Source organism: Variovorax sp. P4_D9 (assembly GCF_056401695.1).
Window position 1 is genome coordinate 14,394 of record NZ_JBFUIU010000014.1, and the last position, 21,700, is coordinate 36,093.

General features: G+C 68.9%; 20 protein-coding genes and 2 pseudogenes. 6 read left to right on the forward strand and 16 right to left on the reverse strand.

Features of this window, described 5'->3' with window-relative positions; all coding sequences use genetic code 11:
• Positions 1–15 precede the first annotated feature (15 nt).
• Positions 16–1,752, forward strand: a complete 1,737-nt coding sequence (locus AC1DY5_RS03060; protein WP_478108323.1) for a dipeptidase — start codon at positions 16–18, stop codon at positions 1,750–1,752.
• A 26-nt stretch (positions 1,753–1,778) separates the two neighbouring features.
• Here AC1DY5_RS03060 and AC1DY5_RS03065 read toward each other — a convergent pair whose 3' ends face one another.
• From AC1DY5_RS03065 to AC1DY5_RS03130, 14 genes and pseudogenes are all read right to left on the reverse strand, one after another.
• Entirely contained in the window at positions 1,779–2,099 is a 321-nt protein-coding gene (locus AC1DY5_RS03065) for a chaperone modulator CbpM (RefSeq protein WP_478108325.1), read from the reverse strand.
• A 5-nt stretch (positions 2,100–2,104) separates the two neighbouring features.
• Entirely contained in the window at positions 2,105–3,064 is a 960-nt protein-coding gene (locus AC1DY5_RS03070) for a DnaJ C-terminal domain-containing protein (protein ID WP_478108329.1), read from the reverse strand.
• Positions 3,065–3,083: 19 nt separating this feature from the next.
• Positions 3,084–3,698: a histidine phosphatase family protein gene (locus AC1DY5_RS03075; RefSeq protein ID WP_478108332.1), complete on the reverse strand. Its 615-nt coding sequence runs from the start codon at positions 3,696–3,698 to the stop codon at positions 3,084–3,086.
• 25 nt (positions 3,699–3,723) lie between these two features.
• On the reverse strand, positions 3,724–5,313 hold the full coding sequence (locus tag AC1DY5_RS03080) for a phospholipase D family protein (protein WP_478108334.1): 1,590 nt from the start codon (positions 5,311–5,313) through the stop codon (positions 3,724–3,726).
• A gap of 81 nt (positions 5,314–5,394) precedes the next feature.
• Positions 5,395–5,682: a glutathione S-transferase C-terminal domain-containing protein gene (locus AC1DY5_RS03085; protein WP_478108335.1), complete on the reverse strand. Its 288-nt coding sequence runs from the start codon at positions 5,680–5,682 to the stop codon at positions 5,395–5,397.
• The gene (locus tag AC1DY5_RS03090; protein ID WP_478108337.1) at positions 5,682–5,963 is read right to left on the reverse strand and encodes a glutathione S-transferase N-terminal domain-containing protein; all 282 of its coding nucleotides are present in this window, start codon (positions 5,961–5,963) and stop codon (positions 5,682–5,684) included. The genes AC1DY5_RS03085 and AC1DY5_RS03090 overlap by 1 nt, the downstream gene beginning before the upstream one ends.
• 13 nt (positions 5,964–5,976) lie before the next feature.
• Complete coding sequence (locus AC1DY5_RS03095; protein ID WP_478108339.1) at positions 5,977–6,615, reverse strand: CDP-alcohol phosphatidyltransferase family protein; 639 nt, start codon at positions 6,613–6,615, stop codon at positions 5,977–5,979.
• A gap of 107 nt (positions 6,616–6,722) precedes the next feature.
• A pseudogene (locus AC1DY5_RS03100) lies at positions 6,723–7,283 on the reverse strand (penicillin acylase family protein); the annotation flags it as partial.
• Positions 7,284–7,298: 15 nt separating this feature from the next.
• On the reverse strand, positions 7,299–9,119 hold the full coding sequence (locus AC1DY5_RS03105; protein WP_478108341.1) for a penicillin acylase family protein: 1,821 nt from the start codon (positions 9,117–9,119) through the stop codon (positions 7,299–7,301).
• Positions 9,120–9,186: 67 nt separating this feature from the next.
• On the reverse strand, positions 9,187–9,945 hold the full coding sequence (locus AC1DY5_RS03110) for a glutamine amidotransferase (RefSeq protein ID WP_478108344.1): 759 nt from the start codon (positions 9,943–9,945) through the stop codon (positions 9,187–9,189).
• A 63-nt stretch (positions 9,946–10,008) separates the two neighbouring features.
• Positions 10,009–11,418, reverse strand: coding sequence for a GTPase/DUF3482 domain-containing protein (locus AC1DY5_RS03115; RefSeq protein WP_478108347.1), 1,410 nt, complete (start codon positions 11,416–11,418; stop codon positions 10,009–10,011).
• A complete protein-coding gene (locus AC1DY5_RS03120; RefSeq protein WP_478108350.1) occupies positions 11,415–12,797 on the reverse strand; it encodes a DUF2868 domain-containing protein in 1,383 nt (460 codons plus the stop codon). The genes AC1DY5_RS03115 and AC1DY5_RS03120 overlap by 4 nt, the downstream gene beginning before the upstream one ends.
• 349 nt (positions 12,798–13,146) lie before the next feature.
• Positions 13,147–15,030: an ABC transporter ATP-binding protein gene (locus AC1DY5_RS03125; protein ID WP_478108353.1), complete on the reverse strand. Its 1,884-nt coding sequence runs from the start codon at positions 15,028–15,030 to the stop codon at positions 13,147–13,149.
• A gap of 88 nt (positions 15,031–15,118) precedes the next feature.
• Positions 15,119–16,009 (reverse strand): LysR family transcriptional regulator, encoded by an 891-nt coding sequence (locus tag AC1DY5_RS03130; RefSeq protein ID WP_478108356.1) that lies wholly within the window; start codon positions 16,007–16,009, stop codon positions 15,119–15,121.
• A 91-nt stretch (positions 16,010–16,100) separates the two neighbouring features.
• Here AC1DY5_RS03130 and AC1DY5_RS03135 point away from each other — a divergent pair, with 91 nt between their 5' ends.
• The gene (locus AC1DY5_RS03135; protein WP_478108358.1) at positions 16,101–16,922 is read left to right on the forward strand and encodes a DODA-type extradiol aromatic ring-opening family dioxygenase; all 822 of its coding nucleotides are present in this window, start codon (positions 16,101–16,103) and stop codon (positions 16,920–16,922) included.
• Between the two features lie 31 nt (positions 16,923–16,953).
• Positions 16,954–17,835 (forward strand): alpha/beta fold hydrolase, encoded by an 882-nt coding sequence (locus tag AC1DY5_RS03140; RefSeq protein ID WP_478108361.1) that lies wholly within the window; start codon positions 16,954–16,956, stop codon positions 17,833–17,835.
• Positions 17,836–17,867: 32 nt separating this feature from the next.
• Here the strand turns inward: AC1DY5_RS03140 and AC1DY5_RS03145 are convergent, their stop codons facing one another.
• Entirely contained in the window at positions 17,868–18,365 is a 498-nt protein-coding gene (locus tag AC1DY5_RS03145) for a DUF2442 domain-containing protein (RefSeq protein WP_478108364.1), read from the reverse strand.
• Between the two features lie 186 nt (positions 18,366–18,551).
• Positions 18,552–19,466: an aldo/keto reductase gene (locus tag AC1DY5_RS03150; protein ID WP_478108375.1), complete on the reverse strand. Its 915-nt coding sequence runs from the start codon at positions 19,464–19,466 to the stop codon at positions 18,552–18,554.
• Positions 19,467–19,624: 158 nt separating this feature from the next.
• Here AC1DY5_RS03150 and AC1DY5_RS03155 point away from each other — a divergent pair, with 158 nt between their 5' ends.
• From AC1DY5_RS03155 to AC1DY5_RS03165, 3 genes and pseudogenes are all read left to right on the forward strand, one after another.
• Positions 19,625–20,608, forward strand: coding sequence for an IS1595 family transposase (locus tag AC1DY5_RS03155; protein WP_478108366.1), 984 nt, complete (start codon positions 19,625–19,627; stop codon positions 20,606–20,608).
• Between the two features lie 71 nt (positions 20,609–20,679).
• Complete coding sequence (gene imuA / locus AC1DY5_RS03160) at positions 20,680–21,483, forward strand: translesion DNA synthesis-associated protein ImuA (RefSeq protein ID WP_478108370.1); 804 nt, start codon at positions 20,680–20,682, stop codon at positions 21,481–21,483.
• A pseudogene (locus AC1DY5_RS03165) lies at positions 21,452–21,700 on the forward strand (DNA polymerase Y family protein); the annotation flags it as partial. The gene imuA and the pseudogene AC1DY5_RS03165, both read left to right, overlap by 32 nt.

The window sequence follows — 21,700 nt, forward strand, 5'->3', positions numbered from 1 at the left end:
CGCTGGATTCTCGCCATGAATCGAACCATTTTCTCCATCCTCGCGATGAGTCTGGCGCTGGCCTCCGCCACGCCGGCGCTCGCCGATACCCTCATCAGGAAGCCCGAACTCGACCGCCTTGCCGCGGCCCAGCAGGCGGCGCCGTCGCCGAGCTTTCGCGCCTTCCTGGCGCAGGCCGCGAAGGCCGAACCGAAGCTAAAGCCGGCCATTGCGGCCTATGAGAACAAGCGCCCGCTGGCCGGCGATGACGTGACCCAGATCGCGCGTCTGCTGGGCCTCTACAACCGGCTGCACAACCAGAAGGCCGTGCTCTCGACGATCGAGGCGATGGTGGCGATTCCGACCGTGCGCGACGACAAGGTGCCGCCCCACGAGAGTCCGCAGATCATCGCGTTCGGCCGGTTGGTCGAGAAGATGGCCAAGGATTTCGGGCTCCAGTACCGCAATGTCGACAACCGCATCTTCGAGGTCAAGCTGCCGGGCCGCGGCGCCGATGAATTCGGCATCCTGACCCACGCCGACGTGGTGCCCGTGGTGGCCGACGAATGGGTGCTCGACGACGGCACGCGGCTCGACCCGTTCAAGATGACCCGCGTGGGCGACATGCTGTATGGACGCGGCACCATCGACGACAAGGGGTCCATCGCGGCGGTGCTGTACGCGATGAAGGCGGTGAAGGAGAGTGGCCTGCCGCTGGCCCGCACCATCCGGCTGATGATCGAAACCACCGAGGAGACCGGCGGCGACGGCATGAAGTACTACCGGGCGAAAACGCCGCTGCCCGAGTACAACATCGTGCTCGACAGCAAGTACCCGGCGGTGGTGGCCGAGAAGGGCTCGGGCGCGCTGAAGGTCTTCTTTCCGGTCGAGGAAGCGGACGGCAGCAATGCGGTGCGCACCGCGATCACCGCGATGGCCGGCGCATCGACCGCCAATGCCGTGCCGCAGACGGCGACCGCCACGCTGAAGGGTGGCGACCTGGCGCAGATGGCGGCCCGGCTCGAATTCGTCAAGGGCCCGTTCATTCGCAAATACGAGGGCCAGGGCGGCAAGTTCGGCATCGATATCGTGAAGGGCGACGACAGCRTCGAGGTCAAGGTCACGGGCGTGTCGGCGCACGGTTCGCGGCCCGAGGAGGGCGTCAACCCCGTGCCGCGGCTGGCGCTGTTCCTGCAGGAGTCCGGCGTAGTGACGGCGGGCAACCACTACACCAAGGCCGCGCGCTACCTGATCGACCTGTACGGCACCGGCTACCTCGGCGAGAAGATGGGCGTCGGCTACCAGGACGACTTCATGGGCCCGCTCACGATGTCGCCGAACCAGATTCGCGAGAAGGACGGCAAGCTTGAAGTGACGACCAACGTGCGCATGCCGCGCGGCAGCACGCCCGATCAGCTCACCGCCGCCATCAAGGAAAGGATCAACGACTGGGCGGTGCTGAGCCATGCCCGGATCGAGATCGACTACCAGCAGGGCGACTGGATGGCACGCGACCCGAAGGGGGCCTGGCTCGCGACCTTGCTCAACATCTTCGGCGACACGACCGGCCTCGAAGCCAAGCCGGTGCCGACCGCGGGCAGCACCACCGCCAAGCTGATGCCGAACGCGATCAACTTCGGACCGGCCATGCCCGGCAAGAAGTACACCGCGCATAACGCGAAGGAATACAAGGAGCTCGCCGACCTCGATGCCGACATGCAGATGTTCACCGAGATGCTGGTGCGGATCGGGAACCTGAAGACGATGCAGTAGGGCCTCGGGGCGCTGCTTCGACGCCCTCAGATCTCGCGCTCCAGCCCCTGCGCCCGCAGCACGCTCTTCAGCCGCCGCACTTCATGCTCCAGGTCGAGGATCAGCGCCGCCGCCTCGAGCCCGACGCCGAAGTCCCGCTCGAGCCGTCGGGCCTCCAGCGCGCATTGCAGGTCGCTGCCATGGAAGTGCCAGTCGTCCGGCCCTGCGGCCGGGGTCCGCGATTCGATGATGCCGATCTCGACCAGCTGGACCACCCATTCGATCTGCGCACCGCAGGCATGCGCGAGTTCGCTGGCGGCCAGGGGGTGCGAGGCGCTCAGGGTCGTGATGGAAACGGAGGAAGTCATGGTCGTCACACTCCGAGATGGCGGCGCGGATCGAAAGGCGCTGCCTGTGCGAGTTGCTCGTAGGCCTTGCGTGCGGCGTCGGTGTCGGCTGGCGGCAAGGCGATCTCCAGCAGCAGATACAGATTGCCCGGCGGCTTGCCCGGCAGGCCGCGCTCCTTCAGGCGCAGCTTGAGTCCGTTGCGCGCATTGCGCGGCACCGTCACCTCGACCACGCCACCCCCCGGCGTCGGCACCTTGACCTGCGCGCCGAGCGCCCCTTCGGTCGGCGTGATCGGCAGCGTCATGTAGAGATCGCGGTCCTCGACCCGGTACAGCTTGTGCGGCGCAATGCGCACTTCGAGATACAGGTCGCCGGACGGCTCGCCGCCGTGCCCCGGCATGCCCAGGCCTGCGAGCCGGATGTATTGGCCCGGATGCACGCCGGGCGGGATCTTCACGCTCAGCGTGCGGGTCTTGAATTCGGGGCGGCCCTCTGCATCGAACTCCTGCGATCGCAGCGTGATCTCGCGCTCGGCGCCGTTGAGCGCATCTTCCAGCGCGATCTCGATTGCGGCGTGGTGGTCCTCGCCGCGTGCGCGGTAGTGGCGCCGCTCGGCGCCGCGACGTTCGGCGGCACCGAACACCGACGAGAAGAACTCGCTGAAGTCCGCATGGTCGGCCGGCCCCTGGTTCGGTCCGCGGTGGAACTCGAAGCCTTCGTCCCAGTTTGGGGGCGGCCGGAAGCTGCCGTCGGGACTGCCGCCGCGCGCCACGTGGTCGGCCAACTGGTCGTAGGCGGCGCGCTTCTCCTTGTCGTGCAACACGTCGTTGGCCTCGTTGATCTCGCGCATGCGCTGGTCGGCGTCGGACTCCTTGCTGACGTCGGGATGGTACTTGCGCGCCAGCTTGCGGTAGGCCATGCGGACCTCCTCCTCCGAGGCCCCGCGCTGCAGGCCGAGCGTCTTGTAGTAGTCCTTGAAGTCCATGGTGATCCGTGAAGAGTGTTCAGGCGATGGCGCCGCCGCCGTCGACCTGCTGCAGCAGCGACCTGACGCGCCAGGCGCCGCCTTCCCGCTCGAAGCGCAAGGGCTGTGCGTTGCCGAGCAGGTCCATGTCGATCGGCACGCCGAGCATGGCCGCCAATACGTAGAGCGAGCCGCCATGTGCCACCACCAGCACCGGCGCCGGCTGTGCCAGCGCCAGCTCGAGGGCGGCGCGCTTGCGATCGACGAATTCGGGCAGGGTCTCGCCGCCCTCGGGCGCGCAGGCCCAGTCGATGTTGGCCGACGAGGTTCCGATCAGCGCGCCGAAGTGACGCTCGCGCAGGCCCTCGTGCACCAGCGGCGCGATGCCGTGCGGCACCGCCACTGTGAGCGCGGTGCTCAGTGCCCGATGCACGTTGCTGCTGACGATGCTGCGTATCGGCTCGCCGGCCAGCAGCTCGGCGGCGCGCGCCGCCTGCTGCAGGCCCAGGGCGCTGAGCGGCTCGTCGGCGGCCTGGAAGATGCGGCGCGCAWTGCATTCGGTCTGGCCATGGCGCAGAAAATAGAAATGTTCGCAGGCCGGTGAGAGCGGCCGCGCTGCGGCCAGGGCGGCGAGTTGGAGCAGGCCGGGGTTCATCGCTTCGGTTCTCGGGTCGGAAAGGTTAGAGCAGCCATTCGAACGGCAGCACTTCGAGCAAGTTGATCCACGAGCGCTTGAGGGCGCCGGACCCGGGCTCGGTGGTGTAGCGCGTCTCGCCCTGCGGGCCGCGCTCGATCCATTCCAGGCCGTTTCCGTCGGCCTGCAACCGCACTTCGAAGGCCTTGCCCGGGATCACGGTGTCGAGCTGCCGGGCCAGATGGCTCGACAGCTGCGGGCTGTCGATGATCACACCCATCTCAGTGTTGAGCCGGGTGGACCGCGGATCGAGGTTGAACGAGCCGACGAAGATGCGCTCGCGGTCGACCCCGAAGGTCTTGGCATGCAGGCTGGACGCCGAACTGCCGGCGCTTCCGCTTCCCGGCAGACCGCGCGATCGGTCCGCGTCCCCGGCCTTGTCATTGTCGGGCGGCGGCACCGCGTCGCCGGGCTTCAGCTCGTAGACCCGCACGCCGCCCTCGAGCAGTTGCTTGCGGTACTTGCTGTAGCCGGCATGGACCGCGCTGACATCGGTGGCCGCCAGCGAGTTGGTCAGCACGCGCACCTGGATGCCCGAACCGGCCATCGCCACCAGTGACTTCGTGCCGTCCTTGCCCGGCACGAAGTAGGGCGAGACCAGGTCCAGCTCGCGCTTCGGATTACCGAAGGCGGCGACCAGTAGCGGCATCATCTGGAGGTCGCTGCGGTCGGTCGACTCGAGCACCTTGGCGGGGTTGTCGTGGATGACGTGCGCCGTGGTCCATTCGAGCGGGAGGAGGCCGTCGTCGATTTCGCGCACTAGCGGGGTCTGGCGCACCGCGTCGATGTAGCGCTGGGCCTGCGGGTCGCGCCGCACCTGGTCCCAGCTCGCCTGCAAGCTGGCCCTGGCGTCCGGGTCCGGTGGCGCCAGCAGGCTCGCGGCCGGATAGGCCGAGGCGCTGTTCCAGAACAGATCGAAGGCGCTCGAGATTTCGCGCACCACCGGCCCGACCGTCACCACGTCGAGGTCCTGGAAGCCGAGTTCCATGTTGGCGCCGAAGTACTCGTCGCCGATGTTGCGGCCGCCGACGATCGACAACTGGTTGTCGGCCGTGAAGGACTTGTTGTGCATGCGCCGGTTGACGCGCGAGAAGTCGAAGACGAAGTCGCCGGCCCGGAAGCGCCGGTTCGCGAACGGGTTGAAGAGCCGGACCTCGATGCTGGGATGGGCGTCGAGCGCGGCCAGCATCGGGTCGAGTCCGCCGGTGTTGGCATCGTCGAGCAGCACGCGCACGCGCACGCCACGCTCGGCCGCGTCCCACAGCGCCTGCCACATGAGCTTTCCGGTGATGTCGTTGCGCCAGATGTAGTACTGCAGGTCGAGACTGCGATCGGCACGGCGCGCGAGCAGGATGCGGGCGGCGAAGGCGTCTTCCGCGGCGGCCAGCGGCCGAATGCCGGACTTGTCCGGGTGCGCCGATACCGCGGGCCCGAAGACCTTGGCCAGGCGGGTGTCGGCGGTGTTGACGACCGCCTGCGACTCGGTCCGCTCGACCTTGGAGGGCAGGCTGGAGCAACCGGCGACCAGCCAGCCGAGCAGGAAGGCGATGAGGACGCGTGATGTGAAAGTTGGCACGGCGCTTTTCGGCAATGACGGTGCGGGACATTCTAGGCACGTCGAGCCCGAAGGCCATGTCCGCCCAAGCGATCCAGCCGATCAGCCCAGCTTCGGTGCCTTCGGCCGGGCCAGCAGCCGTTCGATGTAGCGATCGATCTTGGGTCGGTTGGAGCGGCCGCCGAACAGGCGCTGCCAAATGAACATCGAGCCGACCATCACGTCGGCCGCGGTGAACTGCGCGCCGAACAGATAGGGCCCGAAGCCCAGCTCGCGTTCGACCACGTCCTTCACAGTCTCGATGTCATTCCAGCCGCGCGCCGGGGGCTGCGGCAGCTTCATGAGGCTGTCGCTCAACGAGGGCTCGATCTGCGCGGTCGAATAGACCATTAGCGACAGGTAGCGGCCGCGATCGGGCGAGCCGACGGGCGGCGCCAGCCGCGCTCGCGGATACTTCTCAGCAAGGTAGAGGCCGATGGCCGGGTTCTCGAACAGGTGGGTGCGGGCGCCGGCAGCTTGCCGGCCGGATTGATCTTGAGGAACTCGGGCGCCTTTTGCTCGCGCTTCTCGAAACTGATCGGCACGATCTCGTAGTCGGCACCGGCTTCGTCGAGCATCCACTTGGCGATCGCGGCCCGGCTTTGCGGGTTGTAGTAGAGCTTCATGGTCATCGATGCACCCTTTCTACAGTTTGGGAATGTGCAGCGTCTTGCTGATCATCAAGGTGCCCGACAGCCCGAACAGCAGCGTGAGCGGATGCAGCACCCAGGGCCCGAGCGCCCAGGCGCCGCCCCAGACCGTGTCGCCGATGCGGCCCTGCCAGGCGGCCAGCGCCAGCACGCCGACCAGCACCACGCTGGTCGGGATCGGCGTGCCCTCGAAGTACTTGACCTTGTCGGCGCCCTCGGAGAGCGCCTCGRCCGTCACGTTGTAGCGCGCCAGCCGGCTGACGCCGCAGCAGACGAAATAGATCAGCAACAGGCAGTCCCAGCCGCCGTCGAGGCCGGCCGCGAAGGCCAGCGTGGCCGGCAGCACGCCGAAGGAGATCACGTCGGCCAGCGAGTCGAGCTCGCGGCCCAGCGCCGAATGGGTCTGGCGCCAGCGTGCGATGCGGCCGTCGAAGACGTCGAAGACGAAGGCGGCCGGCGCCAGCGCCGCGGCCCAGAGGAAATGCGCCAGCGACTGGCTGCGCATGTAGGCCATCGCGAGGAAGATGGCGCCGACGCCGCAGGCCGCGTTGCCGAGCGTGAACGCATCGGCCAGGTGGAAGCCGCGGATCATCGAGAAGTGCTTGCGCGGGCGGGCGGGTGCGGGTGTGGACATGCTGGATTCCAGGAAGAACTACAAAAAGCACCTTAGCTCAACTCCGGGCCGGTGCGTGTAGTCGCATTCTGATGCCGCGCGGGGAGGCCCGGGCGGCCGGACCTGGGCTAGTAGGCCAACTGCAGGGGCGCGCCCTCGCGCTGGGCCTCGATGTCGGCCCGATGGAAGGGCAGCGGGTTCCATTTCTTGGCCGAGAACAGTGGCAGCTGGTCGTAGAAGCGCGGCGAGGCCGGATCGCTACTCTGACCGTAGGTCAGCAGGCCCTGCGCCACCGGTCCGCGCTCGTCGAAGCCCACGATCTGAATGTAGCTGCTGCCGTAGTTGATGTTGTAGCCCTTCGGATCGATGTAGGACTGGCCCTGGCTCTCGACCTTGTTGAGCACGCCTTCGAACTCGTCGCCGCCCGGGATCGTGACCTTCTGGCCCCGGACCGTGCGGTACTGCACCTCGGCCAGCGGCACGTCGGTCGCGAAGCCGGCGACGCGCACAATGCCGACCGCGTCGCCGAGCGCCTTGAAGACCGCGTCGCGGGTGGCCGGCGTGGCCATGTCGAGGCCGGCCGGCGTGACCACTGGGCGCGCCGGGTCGAAGGGCACCCGCCAGACCTTCGGCAGGTCCTTGGCCTTGCGCCAGAACTCGCGGAACAGCGGCGCGCCCTTCGAGGCGCTGTTGCTGCTGCGGTCCTAGCCCGCGAGCACGCGGCAGCCGAGCGCCGGGTCCGGCGTCAACGCCGCGGCATTGGCGCTGCAGGCCGCGGCAAGGTCGTCCATCACCAGCATGCCGGCCAGGTTCTTGTCGCGGAAGATCACGCTGCGCAGTTCGGCGCCGCCCATCTTGTTGCCCGGAAGGCCGTCGCTGCCGGCCAGCCGGCCTTCGATTTCCATGATGCCGCTGCGCGTGCGCAGCCGCTGCGGGGTGCCGGTGAAGCCGACCAGCGGCGAGATGCCGGCCGGCGCCGCGAAACGCGGGTTGCTGAGCCAGAAGCTGTCGTTGCTGTTCTGCGCCCAGTCGGGCGTGACGATCACCGGCATGCGTGCCGGAGGGATCGCACCGGGCTGGGCGGCCGTGCTGTCGCGGGTCCAAGCGCAGGCCGAGCGCGAGCCATCGAGCACCGGCAGGCCGGCGGCGGCCAGCAGTGCCGCGGCGGCCGGCGACGGGGCGCAAGTCTTGAGCAGTTCGGCCGAGACGTCGGGCACCACCGACAGGTCGGCGTACATCGCATTGCCCTCGCGGTCGGCCGCGAGGGCGTTGATCCATGGCATGCCTTGGTTGCCCATCGCGGCGCGCAGTTCGGCCACGTTGCGTGCCAGCGCCATCTGCATCCAGCTCTGGGCCGAGCGCGTGTTGAGCGTGTTGACGTCGCGGATCGCGTAGGCCTTGGTGGCGCTCCAGTCGAGGCCGGCACGCGGCATCGAAATGACCGGGCCCCATTCGGTGCTGTAGAAGGTCTTCTGGGCCGGCGCGCTGCCCGGTGCAGCGGCGGACGCGGGCAGGACGATGGTCCTGGCACTCATCTTGCGCGGCTGGCCGTCGACGATGTAGACCGTCGGGTCGGCCGGGTCGAGCTTCAGCTCGTAGAGCGTGAAGCGCTTGCCGGTGGACACGGTGTGGGTCCAGGCCACGTCCTTGTTGAAGCCGATCGACACCACCGGGCTCAGGCCGCCGGTGGCGCCCATGACGTCGAGCTTGCCGGGAATCGTGAGGTGCAGCTGCCAGAAGCGGTTGGTGCCGGTCCACGGAAAGTGCGGATTGCCGAGCAGCAGTCCGCGGCCGTCGGGCGTGGCATTTCGGCCGAAGGCCCAGCCATTGGAGCCGAATTCGCCGCCTTCCGGGTTGGCGTTGAAGCTGTAGCGCGAGATCTCCGCGACCGCCTGCGGCAGGTCGACGGCGGCGGCCGAGGTCTTGGTTCCCGGCGCCGGCGGCTCAGCGGCAAGCACCGCGGCGGCGAGCGCGCCGATGCCGCCCTGGATCATCGACATTTCAGTGGTGCGCGACAGGTCGGCCTGCGTCATCGGGCGCACCCAGGGCTTGCCGCGGCAGGCGGCGGGCAGGCCGTTCGGGCCCGCGTCCTGCAGATAGCGGTTGTAGCCGGCGACGTAGCCGCGCAGCGAGGCGCGCACGTCGGCGTTGAGGTCGGCGGCGGCGCGCGCGAGCGCCGCATCGTCCATGTGCGAGCGCACGAAGAGGTCGATCTGGGCGTTCTTCGCCCGGCCCAGGCCGAGCTCGCCCATGACATCGGCACCAAGGAACTGCGAGCGCTCGCCGCGCACGGTTAACAGGTGCTCGGCGGTCTGGCAGACGTTGTCCTGCGCATGGGCATAGCCGACGCCGTAGGCGACGCCTTCGTAGTCGGGCGCGGTGACGTGGGCGATGCCGTAGGTGGTGCGTTCGATCGTCACGCTGCGCGTGCCCGGGGCGGGCGTGCTGGCGCAGCCGGCGAGCAGGGCGGCGAGGCCGAGTGCCACGGCGCCGGGGGCGCCCAGCGGACTTTTCTTCTGGATCATGTTCGAGGCTTCGGGAGTGGAAACGAGCCGTCGATTACATGGTGCAGGCCGACGCCTGCGAAGCGTGCTAACCCGGGGGCGCTGTCGCCAAGGCGTCGTGCTCCTCGGCGATGTGGGCGAAACGGCCGAGCAGCTGCGCCGCGGTCGTGGTCGCTGCGATCTGGTCGCGCAGGGCCGAGGGGTCGATGCCCTGGCTGCGCAAGTCGTCGCCCAGTTGGTCGACGTAGCAGCGCATGATCTCGGCGTCGAACTCGGGATGGAACTGCAGGCCCCAGGCGTTCTCGCCGATGCGGAAGGCCTGGGTCGGCTCGAAGGCATTGCCGGCCAGCCGGACCGCGCCGTCGGGCAGCCGCAGCGCGCTCTGCCGATGCACCACGTGGGCCTCGAAGCGCGCGGGCAGGTCGTGCATCAGGGCGTCGTCTGCGGCCTCGGGCCGCAGTTCGACCTCGACCGTGCCGATCTCCATGCCGCCCGGATGGTCCCCGGCCTCGCCGCCGAGCGCGTCAGCCAGCAGCTGGTGGCCGAAGCAGATGCCGAGCACCGGCGTGCCGTGGGCGACCAGTTGCGCCAGCCAGGCGCCGGTGGTCTCGCTCCACGGCTCGCGGTGCGAGACCATCGCATGCGAGCCGGTCACGATGGCCCCCGAGATCTGCTCGGGTGCGGGCAGGTGGTCGCCGCGGCGCGGATCGAGCACGACGACCGGCAGCCGCGTGTCGCCGAGGCCGGCTGCCATCCAGTGCTCGAAGTCGCCGCGCTGTTCACGCAGACTGTCGAAGGTTTCGCCGACTTTGATGATCGCCAGGGGGCGGGGAGGGATGTTTTCCATCCCCGGATGATGCCGCAATCAAAGACGGACGACGCTCTCTGCAGGCCGCCGAAGCCGCCTGGCTCAATGCGCCTTCAGCGCCTCGATCACGGCCGGCACGCGCCGCGCCACCTCGGCCACCAGCGCCTGCCGCTGCGGCGCCTCGCGCCAGCGAGCGCGCGTGCCGATCTCCCATTCGCGGTGGCTGCGGGCGGGCTGCGCCGCCCGCACCAGGTCCGCCAGCGCCTGGCGCGCGGCCGCCTCCGGCTCCCCTGAACCGGCCGCGATGCGGTCGACAGCGGCATGTCCGCGCTGCTCGAGCGCCCGCAGCAGTTCGAGCTGCCATGCGGCGAGCACGAACAGCACGCGGTCCTCGACTGTCAGCTCGTGGACGTCGCGCAGCTTGTTGGCCAGCTTGCGGCCCAGGGGTCCCAGGCCTTGCGACACCGCACCGCCGATCGCGCCGCCCAGCGCCGCGCCGGCGCCCAGCGACAGGCCGGCGAGCGCGAGGTCCGCCACCACGCCGACGGCAGCGCCCACCGCTACGCCCTTGCCGAGCAGGATGCCGGCGTCCTTCAGCGCCTCGGGATGAAAGAAGTCCATCGCCCAGCGGCCCTCCAGCAGCGGCAGCGCGGCCTCGTCGGCATCGCCTTCGCGAAAGCCATAGAGCGCCAGCAGGTCGTCGGCGCAGCGTTGTGCCTTGTCGAACACGGTCTTCTGCAACCCGGCGACCAATTGCTGCCGGGTCGGCGGGTCGGCGAACTCGGCGGCCGATGCGGTCCGCCGCATCGATGCGGCGTCTACCAGCAGCTCGGCGATGCGCTTTCCGGCGGCCTGGCGTCGCTGCGCGAACTCCGCTTCGAGAAAGGCCGCCACGCGATCGAGCTGTGCGCGCCGGTCGCGCAGCAGGGTCGCGAGGTCTCGGTAGAGCTCGCGCTCGGCACCGACGAAGGGCGCCGCCGCATCGAAGCGAACCACTACGTGCAGCCCGTAGGCCGACAGCAGTTCTTTCCACGCCGCCTCGCGGCTGCCGGCAGCGCGCACGAAGTTCAGCACCGGTAGCACCGGTCGCGCGCAGGCGTTCAGCAGTTCGATCTCGGCGCGGAACTTGGGCAGCACGGGTTCGCGCGCATCGATCACGAGGAAGGCGGCGTCGACCTCGAGCAGGGCGCGCAGCACCTTGGCTTCTTGCTCGAAGACGCCGTGTGCTTCCGGCCCCCGTAGGAATCGGCGGATGCGCTCGGGCGGCGTCGCGGCCCTGTCGAGGGCGTCGATGTGCTCGCGCAGCGCGACCCCATCCTCGAGCCCGGGCGTGTCGAAGAAGCGGACGGCCGCCGCCCCGTCGACCTGCAGATCGACCGCCTCGACGTGGCGCGTGGTGCCGGGACGCTCCGAGACCTCGCCGAAGTTCACGCGCCGGGTCAGGGTGCGCAGCAGCGAGGTCTTGCCGGCATTGGCATGGCCGACCACGGCGATGCGGACCGGGATCGTCATGCCGCACCGTGCAAGACGGCCTCCGCGGCGTCGATGGGGCCGAGTTCTTCGAGGCCGGCATCGGCCAGCCAGGCCTGCCAGCGCAGCCGCGCCGCCGCATCGACCGGGTCGCCGAGCAGCGACAGCCGGCATTCGCCGCACAGGGCCATCACGTCGCGCAGGAAGCGCTCGGTGCCGCGGTCGGGGGTGGAGGCCGCGCGACAGCCGATCAGCACGCGCCGCGGCCGCACKCGGGCCAGGGTGTCGAGCAGTTCGCGCCGCTGCTCCGCGCTGCCGTCGATGCGCAGTACTTGGGCCGCCTCGAGGTCCAGCCCGGCAGGAGGCCAGGGCTGCTCGGGCGGCAGCTCGAAGCCGATCGCGATCGCGCTGTCGGTGGTGTCGCCGGCCGACAGGTGCGCCGCTATGCCGTGGRGAAGGCTGCCGGGATCGGCATCGACGATCTGCCGCGGCGCCAGCGCTTCGAAGCGGGCCAGCAGCCGTTGGAATCCGGGCTCAGAAAGATCAGGCCGCAGTGCCTTCCTGCCCAGCGCCCAGACGGCCGCGCTCAGCAGCGCGAAGGCCAGGCGCGGCAGCAGTCCGTAGACCACGATGCAGCCCGTGAGCCACAGCGCCCAGGCGCGCTGCCCCGAGGCCGCCGCCAGCGGCGACAGCACGGCTTGCGCATCCGGTACCGGGAAGCCCAGCCAGGCGGGCGCCTGCCCCAGCATCTGCACGCTGCGGACGAAGAACTCGGGGTCGAGGATGGTCGTTTCCCAGTTCAGCGTGTAGCTGCGGAAGGCCAGCGCGAACAGCAATGCCGCGAGCACCACCGCGAACGACAGCGTCCAGATCGCATGGCTCACGAAGCCCAGTGCCCAGGGCAGCAGCCGGGCGCGTGACAGCAGCCGGGTCGTGGCGCGCAGCAGCACCGGCGCCTGGCCGTGCCGGCCGCCGGCGACGCGGGCCGTGAGGCTGAGCCAGAGCCAGCCGAAGGAGGCCGGGAAAGCGCCGAGCGGTAGTGCCAGCCCGAGCAGCCACAGCAGCAGGGTCAGAAGGTGCAGGCCCAGCAGGCTGGCCAGCGCCACGACGACGTTGATCTGCCGCTGGCCGCCGCCGAGCACGCTGCCGGCCAGCGAGAGCCCGGTGACCACGATCAGCGCGACCAGCCCCAGCAGCACCCAGGGCGCCCAGGCCCGTCCGCGCGCCACTTCGGCCTCGAGCCCGATGCGCCGGCCCAAGATGCGTGCCCGCTCGACGATCCGGCCGGCCGCATCGCTTCGAAGGCTCATCGCTTGCCGCACCGCCTGCGCGTCGTCCAGCAGCCCGGACTCTTCGACCAGCGCCACCGCTTCGGTGATCACTGCGTCCTGGAACGAAGCGGTGGGCGCTACGGGATTCAACGGCTTCCTTCGAAAGTGCATGAGCCCCCGCGCGCCTCGGGGCGTGGGCGCCTGCGCACCGGGGTGGAGCGCGAAATTATGCCCGGCGAAGCCGTGCCGGCGGCCCATGAAAAACGGGGCCGCGAGCGACCCCGGTGGAACCCCCGCTGGAGGGCGGAAAAGAGGAACGGGTGTTTTTCAGCGCAGACCGAAGAACGAGAGCACTGCGACCACGACCACGACCAGACCGACGATGTAGATGATGGAATTCACGGTGGAAACTCCTCTTTGTTGAAGACGAATCCACTGTGCCCAGCCGGCGCCGCGTTAGATGTCGGCGGCCGTCACCGCCCACTGTAGGACTCGCGACTCAGACCGTCGAGGGCTCCGCGAGGGCGTCGCTCGGCGCGTCGTCCCGCTCGTCGTCCCCGTCGCCGAGGAAACCCCCGCTCTGGTGCGCCCAGAGCCGGGCGTAGAGGCCGCCCCTGGCCAGCAGCGTCCTGTGATCGCCTTCCTCGACTACGCGGCCGTTGTCGAGGACGATCAGCCGGTCCATCGCGGCAATGGTGGAGAGGCGGTGCGCGATCGCGATCACGGTCTTGCCTTCCATCAGGCGATAGAGGCTGGCCTGGATCGCGGCCTCGACCTCCGAGTCGAGCGCGCTGGTGGCTTCGTCGAGCAGCAGGATCGGCGCGTCCTTGAGCATCACGCGGGCGATCGCGATGCGCTGGCGCTGGCCGCCCGACAGCTTCACGCCGCGCTCGCCCACGTGCGCCTGGTAGCCGCGCCGGCCGGTCGCGTCGCCCAGCGTCTCGATGAAGTCGTGCGCCTCGGCGCGGTCGGCCGCGGCGCGGATCGCCGCCTCGCCGGCATCGGGCCGGCCGTAGGCGATGTTGTCGGCCACCGAGCGGTGCATCAGCGAGGTGTCCTGCGTCACCATGCCGATGTGTGCGCGCAGGCTGTCCTGCGTGACGTGAGCGATGTCCTGCCCATCGATCAGGATGCGGCCGCTTTCGAGGTCGTGGAAGCGCAGCAGCAAGTTCACCAGCGTCGACTTGCCGGCGCCCGAGCGGCCGACCAGGCCAATCTTCTCGCCGGGCCTCACGGTCAGGCTCAGGTCGTCGATCACGCGGCGGCCGGCGTCGCCGTAGCGGAAGCTCGCATGCGCGAAGCGCACCTCGCCGTGCGGGACTTCGAGCGTCTTCGCATCGGCGGCGTCGAGCACCGTGCGTGGCCGCGACAGCGTATTCATGCCGTCCTGCACCGTGCCGATGTTCTCGAACAGGCTGGTCATCTCCCACATGATCCAGTGCGACATGCCTTGCAGCCGCAGCGCCATCGCGGTGGCGGCGGCCACCGCGCCGACGCCGACCGCGCCCTGCGACCAGAGCCACAGCGCCGTGCCCGCCATGCCGGCGGTCAGGCCCATGCTCAGCGTGTGGTTGACGATCTCGAAGGCGCTCACGAGCCGCATCTGGGCATAGCCGGTGGCCATGAATTCCTTCATGGCCGAGCGCGCGAAGCCGGCCTCGCGCTGGGTGTGCGAGAACAGCTTGACGGTGGCGATGTTGGTGTAGGCGTCGGTCACGCGCCCGGTCATCGAGGCGCGCGCGTCGGCCTGGGCCTTGCCGACCTTGCCGAGGCGCGGCACGAAGAACACCAGCGAGCCGATGTAGAACACCAGCCAGACCAGGAAGGGCAGCATCAACTGCCGGTCGAGCACCGCCGCAAGCACGATCATGGTCGCGACGTAGACGATCATCGCGACCAGTACATCGGCCATCACGAAGATCGTCTCGCGCACCGCGAGGGCGGTCTGCATGACCTTGGCCGTGATGCGGCCGGCGAACTCGTCCTGGTAGAAGGCCATGCTCTGGCCGAGCATCAGGCGGTGGAAGTTCCAGCGCAGCCGCATCGGCAGGTTCACCGCCAGCGTCTGGTGCTTGACGATGGTCTGCAGCGCCACCACGCCGATGCTCGCGACGAGCGCGATGCCGAGCCACATCAACGTGCTGCCGCGCTCTTCCCAGAGCCGCGCCGGCGCCTGGCCGCCGAGCCAGTCGACGATGCGCCCGAGCATCGCGAACAGCAGCGCCTCGAAGGCCGACATCGCGGCCGTGAGCAGGGCCATCGCGGCGATCTTGCCGCGCAGGCCCCGGGTGCAGGCCCACAGGAAACCGAGGAGGCCGCGCGGCGGCAGTGCGGGTTCGGCGTCGGGGTAGGCGGGAAGCAGTTTTTCGAAGTTGCGGAACAAGGCGGACGGTCTCCAATGAGGCGTCACTGTACTGGCGGGCAAGCGGCTGCGCACGCCAGGGGGCTTGCGCCGCGACGTTTCGTGGGGGCTACTCGGACGCGCCCAGGCGCTGGCCGACGAAGTCGATGAAGCTGCGCAGCTTGGGCGCCATGTACTGCCGGCTGGTGTAGACCGCGAACAGGGTCATCGCGGGGGCCTTGTAGTCCGGCACCAGCCGCAGCAGCCGGCCCTGCGCGAGGTCTTCCTCGATCAGCCATTCGGGCAGGAAGGACATGCCGATGCCGGCCCGCACCGCATGCAGGGTCAGCGTGGTGTCGTCCGACTTCATCACCGGCCGCAGCCGCAGCGGCGCCTGGCGGCCCTTGCCGTCCTTGAGCGCCAGGCCCTCGATGTTCACATAGCTCGGCAAGATGGCGTCGAGCTTCGCGAGGTCGGCCGGCACGATGGGCATGCCGGCGCGTTCGATGCATGCCGGCGATGCGACCAGGTGGAACTGCAGCGCGCACAGCGGCCGCGCGATCAGAGCCGGCGAGAGCTCCTGCGTGGCCCGCAGCGCGAGGTCATAGCCGTCGGCCGCGAGATCGACCTTGCGATTCTCCAGGTGCATGTCGACCAGCACCTCGGGGCAGCGCTCGCGGTAGCCGGCCAGCACGTCGGCGAAACGCGGCGTGGCGCACCATACGGGCGCGCTGACCTTGAGCTGTCCGCGCGGCATCTCGTTCTTCTGGCCGATCGCGTTCTCCGCGGCGTCGAGCAGGTCCAGCGCGCGGCGGCTCTGCTCGTACCAGGCCTGTCCGGCCTCGGTCAGGCTCAGGTGCCGGCTCGAGCGATGCAGCAGGCGGGCGCCCAGCGATTTTTCGAGCTGCGCCACATGCTTGCTGGCCATCGGCGCCGAGATCGCGAGGCGCCCGGCGGCGGCGGCGAAGCTGCCCGATTCCACCACCTCCCTGAAGACCCGAAGACTGGTCAGGCGGTCCATCAATGATTTCCTCCTGGGAAACGAATCGATGAATCCTAGCCTATCGATTTCCCCGTGGGAAATCATTAGACTGGCGCTCAAGGAGCATTCCATGCGCACCACTTCGACACTGCCCACTTATTTCATCTCTCACGGCGGCGGCCCCTGGCCGTGGATGAAGAAGGAGATGGGCCACGCCTACGACAAGCTCGAAGCCGCGCTGGCCGACATGCCGCGGCAGATCGGCCGCACGCCGGCCGCGATCCTGATGGTGTCGGCGCATTGGGAAGAGCCGGCCTTCACCGTGATGGGCCATCCGCGTCCACCGATGATCTACGACTATGGCGGCTTCCCGGCCCATACCTACCAGGTGCACTACGACGCGCCCGGCTCGCCCGAACTGGCGCGCCGCGTGCAGTCGCTGGTCGAGGCGGCGGGCCTGCCCGCTGCGCTCGATGCCGAGCGCGGCTTCGACCACGGCACCTTCTCGCCGATGGCCGCGATCTACCCGAAGGCCGAGGTGCCGGTGGTGCAGTTGTCGCTGCGGCGCGGGCTCGATCCGGGGGAGCACATCGCGCTGGGCCGTGCCATCGCACCCTTGCGCGACGAGAACGTGCTGATCGTCGGCAGCGGCCTGAGCTATCACAACCTGCGCAACTTCGGTCCGCAGGCGCGCGAAGTCTCGAAGGCCTTCGACGACTGGCTCGACGGCGCGGTGGTCCGCACCACGCCGCAGCAGCGGGTCGAGCATCTGCTGCAATGGTCGGCGGCACCCGCGGCCCGGATCGCGCATCCGCGCGAGGAGCACCTGATCCCACTGATGGTCGCGGTCGGCGCGGCCGAAGGTGAAGCGGGCGAGCGCGTCTACCACGAGGATGTCTTCATGGGCGGGATCTCGGTGTCGAGCTTCCGCTTCGGGAACGCGGCGGCCTGAACGCCGGGCCGGCAGGCGGCACAATCTGCCGGTGCCTTATTTCTCGACCTTCGATCCCCAGGCCGAAGCCGACGCGCTCGGCCTGATTGCGCGCATCGACGCGCTCTCCACCCACCACGATGCCGAGCACGCGGGCGTGCGCGTGCGCTGGCGCCGCTTCGGCAGCGACGACACGCGTACGCCGCTGGTGTTGCTGCACGGCGGCCATGGCAGCTGGATGCACTGGCTGCGCAACGTCGAGGCGCTGTCGGCGTCGCGCACGCTGTGGCTGCCCGACATGCCGGGCTTCAACGAGTCCGACGCGCCGCCGAAGCCGCAAGCCGGCCAGGCCGCGGTGGATCCCCTGCTCGATGCGCTGTCTGGCACGCTCGACAGCATGATCGGCGCGCGGGCCGAGATCGATCTCGGCGGCTTTTCGTTCGGCGGCCTGGTGGCGGCCAAGTTCGGCCAGCGCCGGGGGCAGATCCGGCGCCTGGTCCTGATGGGCAGCGGCGGCCATGGCACCTTGCGGCGCATGACGGTCGAGATGATCAACTGGCGCGCCGCCGAGGACCGCGACCAGGAGCGCGCCGCGCTGCTGCACAACCTGGCTGCGCTGATGCTGCACGACCGCGCCGCGATCGATGCGCTGGCTTTCACGATCCACGACATCTCCTGCCACGGCACGCGCTTTCGCAGCAAGGAGGTCTCGCAGTCAGGCGGACTGCAGGCCGCGCTCAATGCGATCGGCGGGCCTCAGTTACTGCTCTGGGGCGAGCATGACGTGACGGCGGACTCGCGGCCCCTGGTGGCGCAACTCGTCGGGGGTCGCCCGGAGCGCGAAGGGGTGGTGATCGACGGCGCCGGGCATTGGGTGCAGTTCGAGCGGGCGCAGGAGGTGAATGAGGCGTTGCTGGGGTTTCTGGATCGGTGACGGCGATTCGCTCGGGACACGCGGGCTTAGGCTCAAGGGGCGGCCGTCTTGCGTGGCCTGCCGCCCAATTTTCCATTGGCGCGTGCGGCCTGCGCCTTGGCTTCGGATGTTTGCGTCCCGCCCGCTTTGCCCAGTGCTTGCGCCATCCACTTGCGTGAACCGAGGATGCCTTCGAGCAGAGCCGGTACGTAGAGATCGACATCGAGCTGAGGGAAGTGCAGTCCGGTGCCGGCGGGGCTGACCTTGATATCAGCGAGATCCTTGGGACGGGCCTCGACCAAGCCCTCTGCAAGGCTCGGGGGGAAGCCCAGTTCGACGCCACTGTCCAACTGGACAACGACGCGGCCTGCACGGCGATCGTAGTGCGCCGAGATGGCACGGGGACTGGATTCGCGGCGCTTTCGCATGCGCGCTTCTGCTCGCTTCAATTCGGCTTCAGTCAATGCCATGGATGCTGCTCCATAGAGGCTGCTGAGAACGCTCTGCAGGTGATGCATGACCTTGTTCAATTCGTGCAGTGCGAAACCCATGCTCTCGCGGTTCGGGCGGACCCCTGGGGCAATGCAGGTCGAACACTGCTTCTCCATGCGGTCMGATCAGGTGGACGTGCGCTGGACGATGGTCGTTCGTGTAGGTCACGATCCGCAGTTTGCCGATGCGCAGAACTGTGGGCATGAGTCCATTGCGCTCAATGCATCTTAACCAAAACGCTTGGGTTATTGTAACGAAGCCGAGTTGCGCTGCCAGAACGCCGCATCCGGAAACGCGCCCGTGCCCGCCGCCGCGTTGTCCGCCATGTGCTCAGGCCGGCTGGTGCCGGGAATGGTGCAGGTCACGGCTGGATGGCTCAGCACGAACTTGATCAGCACCTGGGCCCAACTGGTGCAGCCGATCTCGGCGGCCCAGCCGGGCAGGGGCTTATCGCGCAGGCGGCGCAGCAATCCGCCGCCGCCGAAGGGCATGTTGACGATCACCGCCGCGCCGCGCTCGGCCGCCAGCGGCAGCAGGCGCTGGGCTGCTTCAGGCGCATCGATCGAGTAGTTGATCTGCAGGAAGTCGAGCTTCTCGGCGCGCAGCACGGCCTCGACCTCGGCGTAGGCGGATGCCGTGTAGTGCGTGATGCCCAGGTAGCGCACCCGGCCCCTGTCCACCCAGCCGCGCAAGGTCTTGAGGTGGGTGCGCCAGTCGACCAGGTTGTGGACCTGCATCAGGTCGATACGATCGGTGCGCAGGCGTTGGAAGGATTGCTCCATCTGCGCGATGCCGGCATCGCGACCGGAGGTCCAGACCTTGGTCGCGAGGAAGGCCCTGGCGCGCTGGTTCGATGCCGCCAGCAGGTCGCCAGTCACGGCCTCGGAGCGGCCGTACATCGGCGAGCTGTCGAGCACCGTGCCGCCGGCGGCGAACAGTGCCTCGAGCACGCCCGGCAGGCGCTGGTATTCGGCGCTGCCGGGCGCGACGTCGAAGCCGATCCAGGTGCCGCAGCCCACCACGGGCAGGGCTTCGCGGGTGGCGGGGATGGGTCGGGTGTTCATGGGTCGGACTCCCGGGGTCTGGGAAGCGGCGGGTCGCGGCAAGGCAGCGGATAGCGAGAGCGCGGCGGCCAGGCGAAGGAACTCGGCGCGGGTGATGGTGGGCGAAGAAGGCACTCGGAATATGTACTCCATCGGCGCCAGACGCGCTGGGTGGGTCTGCTTTTTCCCGTACTTACAAAAATCTTCCACGTGGGTCGGATATTGTCTAAAAATAATGGGTATCTGGTTAGCTCCAGTAGGTTCAGGATAGCTGGATGGATAACCAGATATTAGCGCCACAAGCCGGGAAGGACTACCCGCAAAGCTGGAACGAATTTCTCGACTGGTTCGCCACCGAAGAAGCCTGCCTGGCCTACCTGGAGCGGCTGCGCTGGCCGGATGGTTTCGTCTGTCCGGCATGCGGTGTSGTCGGTGAACCGTACCGTTCAAGCCGTGCGCGGCTGATGTGCCGCARCTGCGCGCATCAGAGTTCGGTGACCGCCGGAACCATCTTCGACAAGACCCGCACGCCGCTGCGGGTGTGGCTGGCGGCGGCCTGGTATGTGACCAACCAGAAGCTGGGCGTCAGCGCGCTGGGCTTGAAGCGCGTGCTCGGCCTGGGGAGCTACGAGACGGCGTGGACGATGCTGCATCGCTTTCGCCGGGCAATGGTGCGCCCGCAGCGCGAACTGCTGAAGGGCGAGGTGGAGGTCGACGAGACCTACCTGGCCATCTCGGACCGCGCCAAGCCATTGGCCAGCGAGGGGCGCAAGAGCAAGACGAGCAAGATCCTCGTGGCCATTGCCGTGGAGATCCACCAGCCCAAGGGCTTCGGGCGAATCCGGTTGCGTCGCATCGACAACGACTCCGACGCCTGCGTGGTGCCCTTCGTGCAGGAAAGCATCGAGCCCGGCGCGCGGGTGCGCACCGACGGATCGGCGGCCTACCGCTCGCTGAGCAAGATCGGCTTCGAGCACACACGCCAGGTCATGCTGGGCGCCGAGTCACCCGCCACGATGCCCGGCGTGCACCGGGTGGCCTCCCTGGTCAAGCGCTGGATCCTGGGCACGCATCACGGCTCGGTCCAGCCCGAGCACCTCGACGCCTACCTCGACGAGTTCGTCTTCCGGTTCAACCGCCGCACCTCTACGTCGCGCGGCTTGTTGTTCTACCGGCTGATGCAGCAGGCCGTCGTGACCGCGCCGGTGACCTACCAGAGCGTCATCAAGGGCTTGTCTTCGCCGTCATCGAGGGAGTAGCATTGACTGGATGGACATCCAGTTATATCCGACACTGGAGCTAACCGGATACCCCGTATATTCAATCCATCATGGGCCTCCCTTCTCTCGATTCTTTTTCTTCTTCCGCGCGCCACAGGATGTGGCGCGGGGACGAGCTGGGCTCGGCCGACGCGCAGGTGGTCGGCACCGGCCATGCCGCGCTTGATGCGCAGCTGCCCGGCGGCGGCTGGCCGGTCGGGGCGATGACCGAACTGCTGCAGTCGGCTCCCGAGGCGCATGCGTGGCAGTTGCTGCTGCCTGCACTGGCCCGGGCCGTGCAGGGCGGCAGCGGCCCGGTGGCGCTGATCGGCGCACCCCATGAGCCCTTCGGACCTTCATTGGCAGCCGGTGGCCTGCCGATCGAATCGCTGCTGTGGATCCGCAGCGAGGCCCCGTCCGCGCGGCTCTGGGCCTGCGAGCAGGCCCTGCGCTGCGTCGACGTCGCCGCCGTCCTGGCCTGGCTGCCGCAGGCGCGGGTGGGCGAGTTGCGGCGCTTGCAACTGGCCGCGGCACAGCACGAGTCGCTGCTGTTCGTGTTCCGGCCCGCGAACGCGGCGGCGTCCACCTCGCCGGCGCGCCTGCGGCTGCAACTGGTGGCCAGCGAGGACGACCGGACGCAGATCGATGTCCACATCCTCAAGCGCCGCGGTCCGCCGCTGGCCACGCCAATCCAGTTGCCGGCACGCAGCCAGCGCATGACGGCGCTGCTCGCCGCAAGCCAGTTGCGGCGCAAGCTGCTGCGCCAGCAGGAGGGGGCCCCGCAAGAGCGCCAAGGCGCAACGGTGGTGCGCCTCGACTTCCATCAGAGAGAGAGAGCCGGCCATGCACTGGATAGCATTGCAATGGCAGCCTGACCCGGAAGCCGAGGCGCTTCCTCCGTCCCCCGAGGCGCTCGGCTGGTGGGCCCTGCAGTTCACGCCGCGCGTCGCCTGGGTCGACGAAACGCTGCTGCTCGAGGTGTCGGCCTGCGAGCGCCTGTGGGGCGGGCGGATCAGCCTGATGCGCCAGATCGCGCACCTCAATCCGGCGGCGCCGCAGCGTGTGCGGCAGGCGCAGGGCACGACCAGCCTG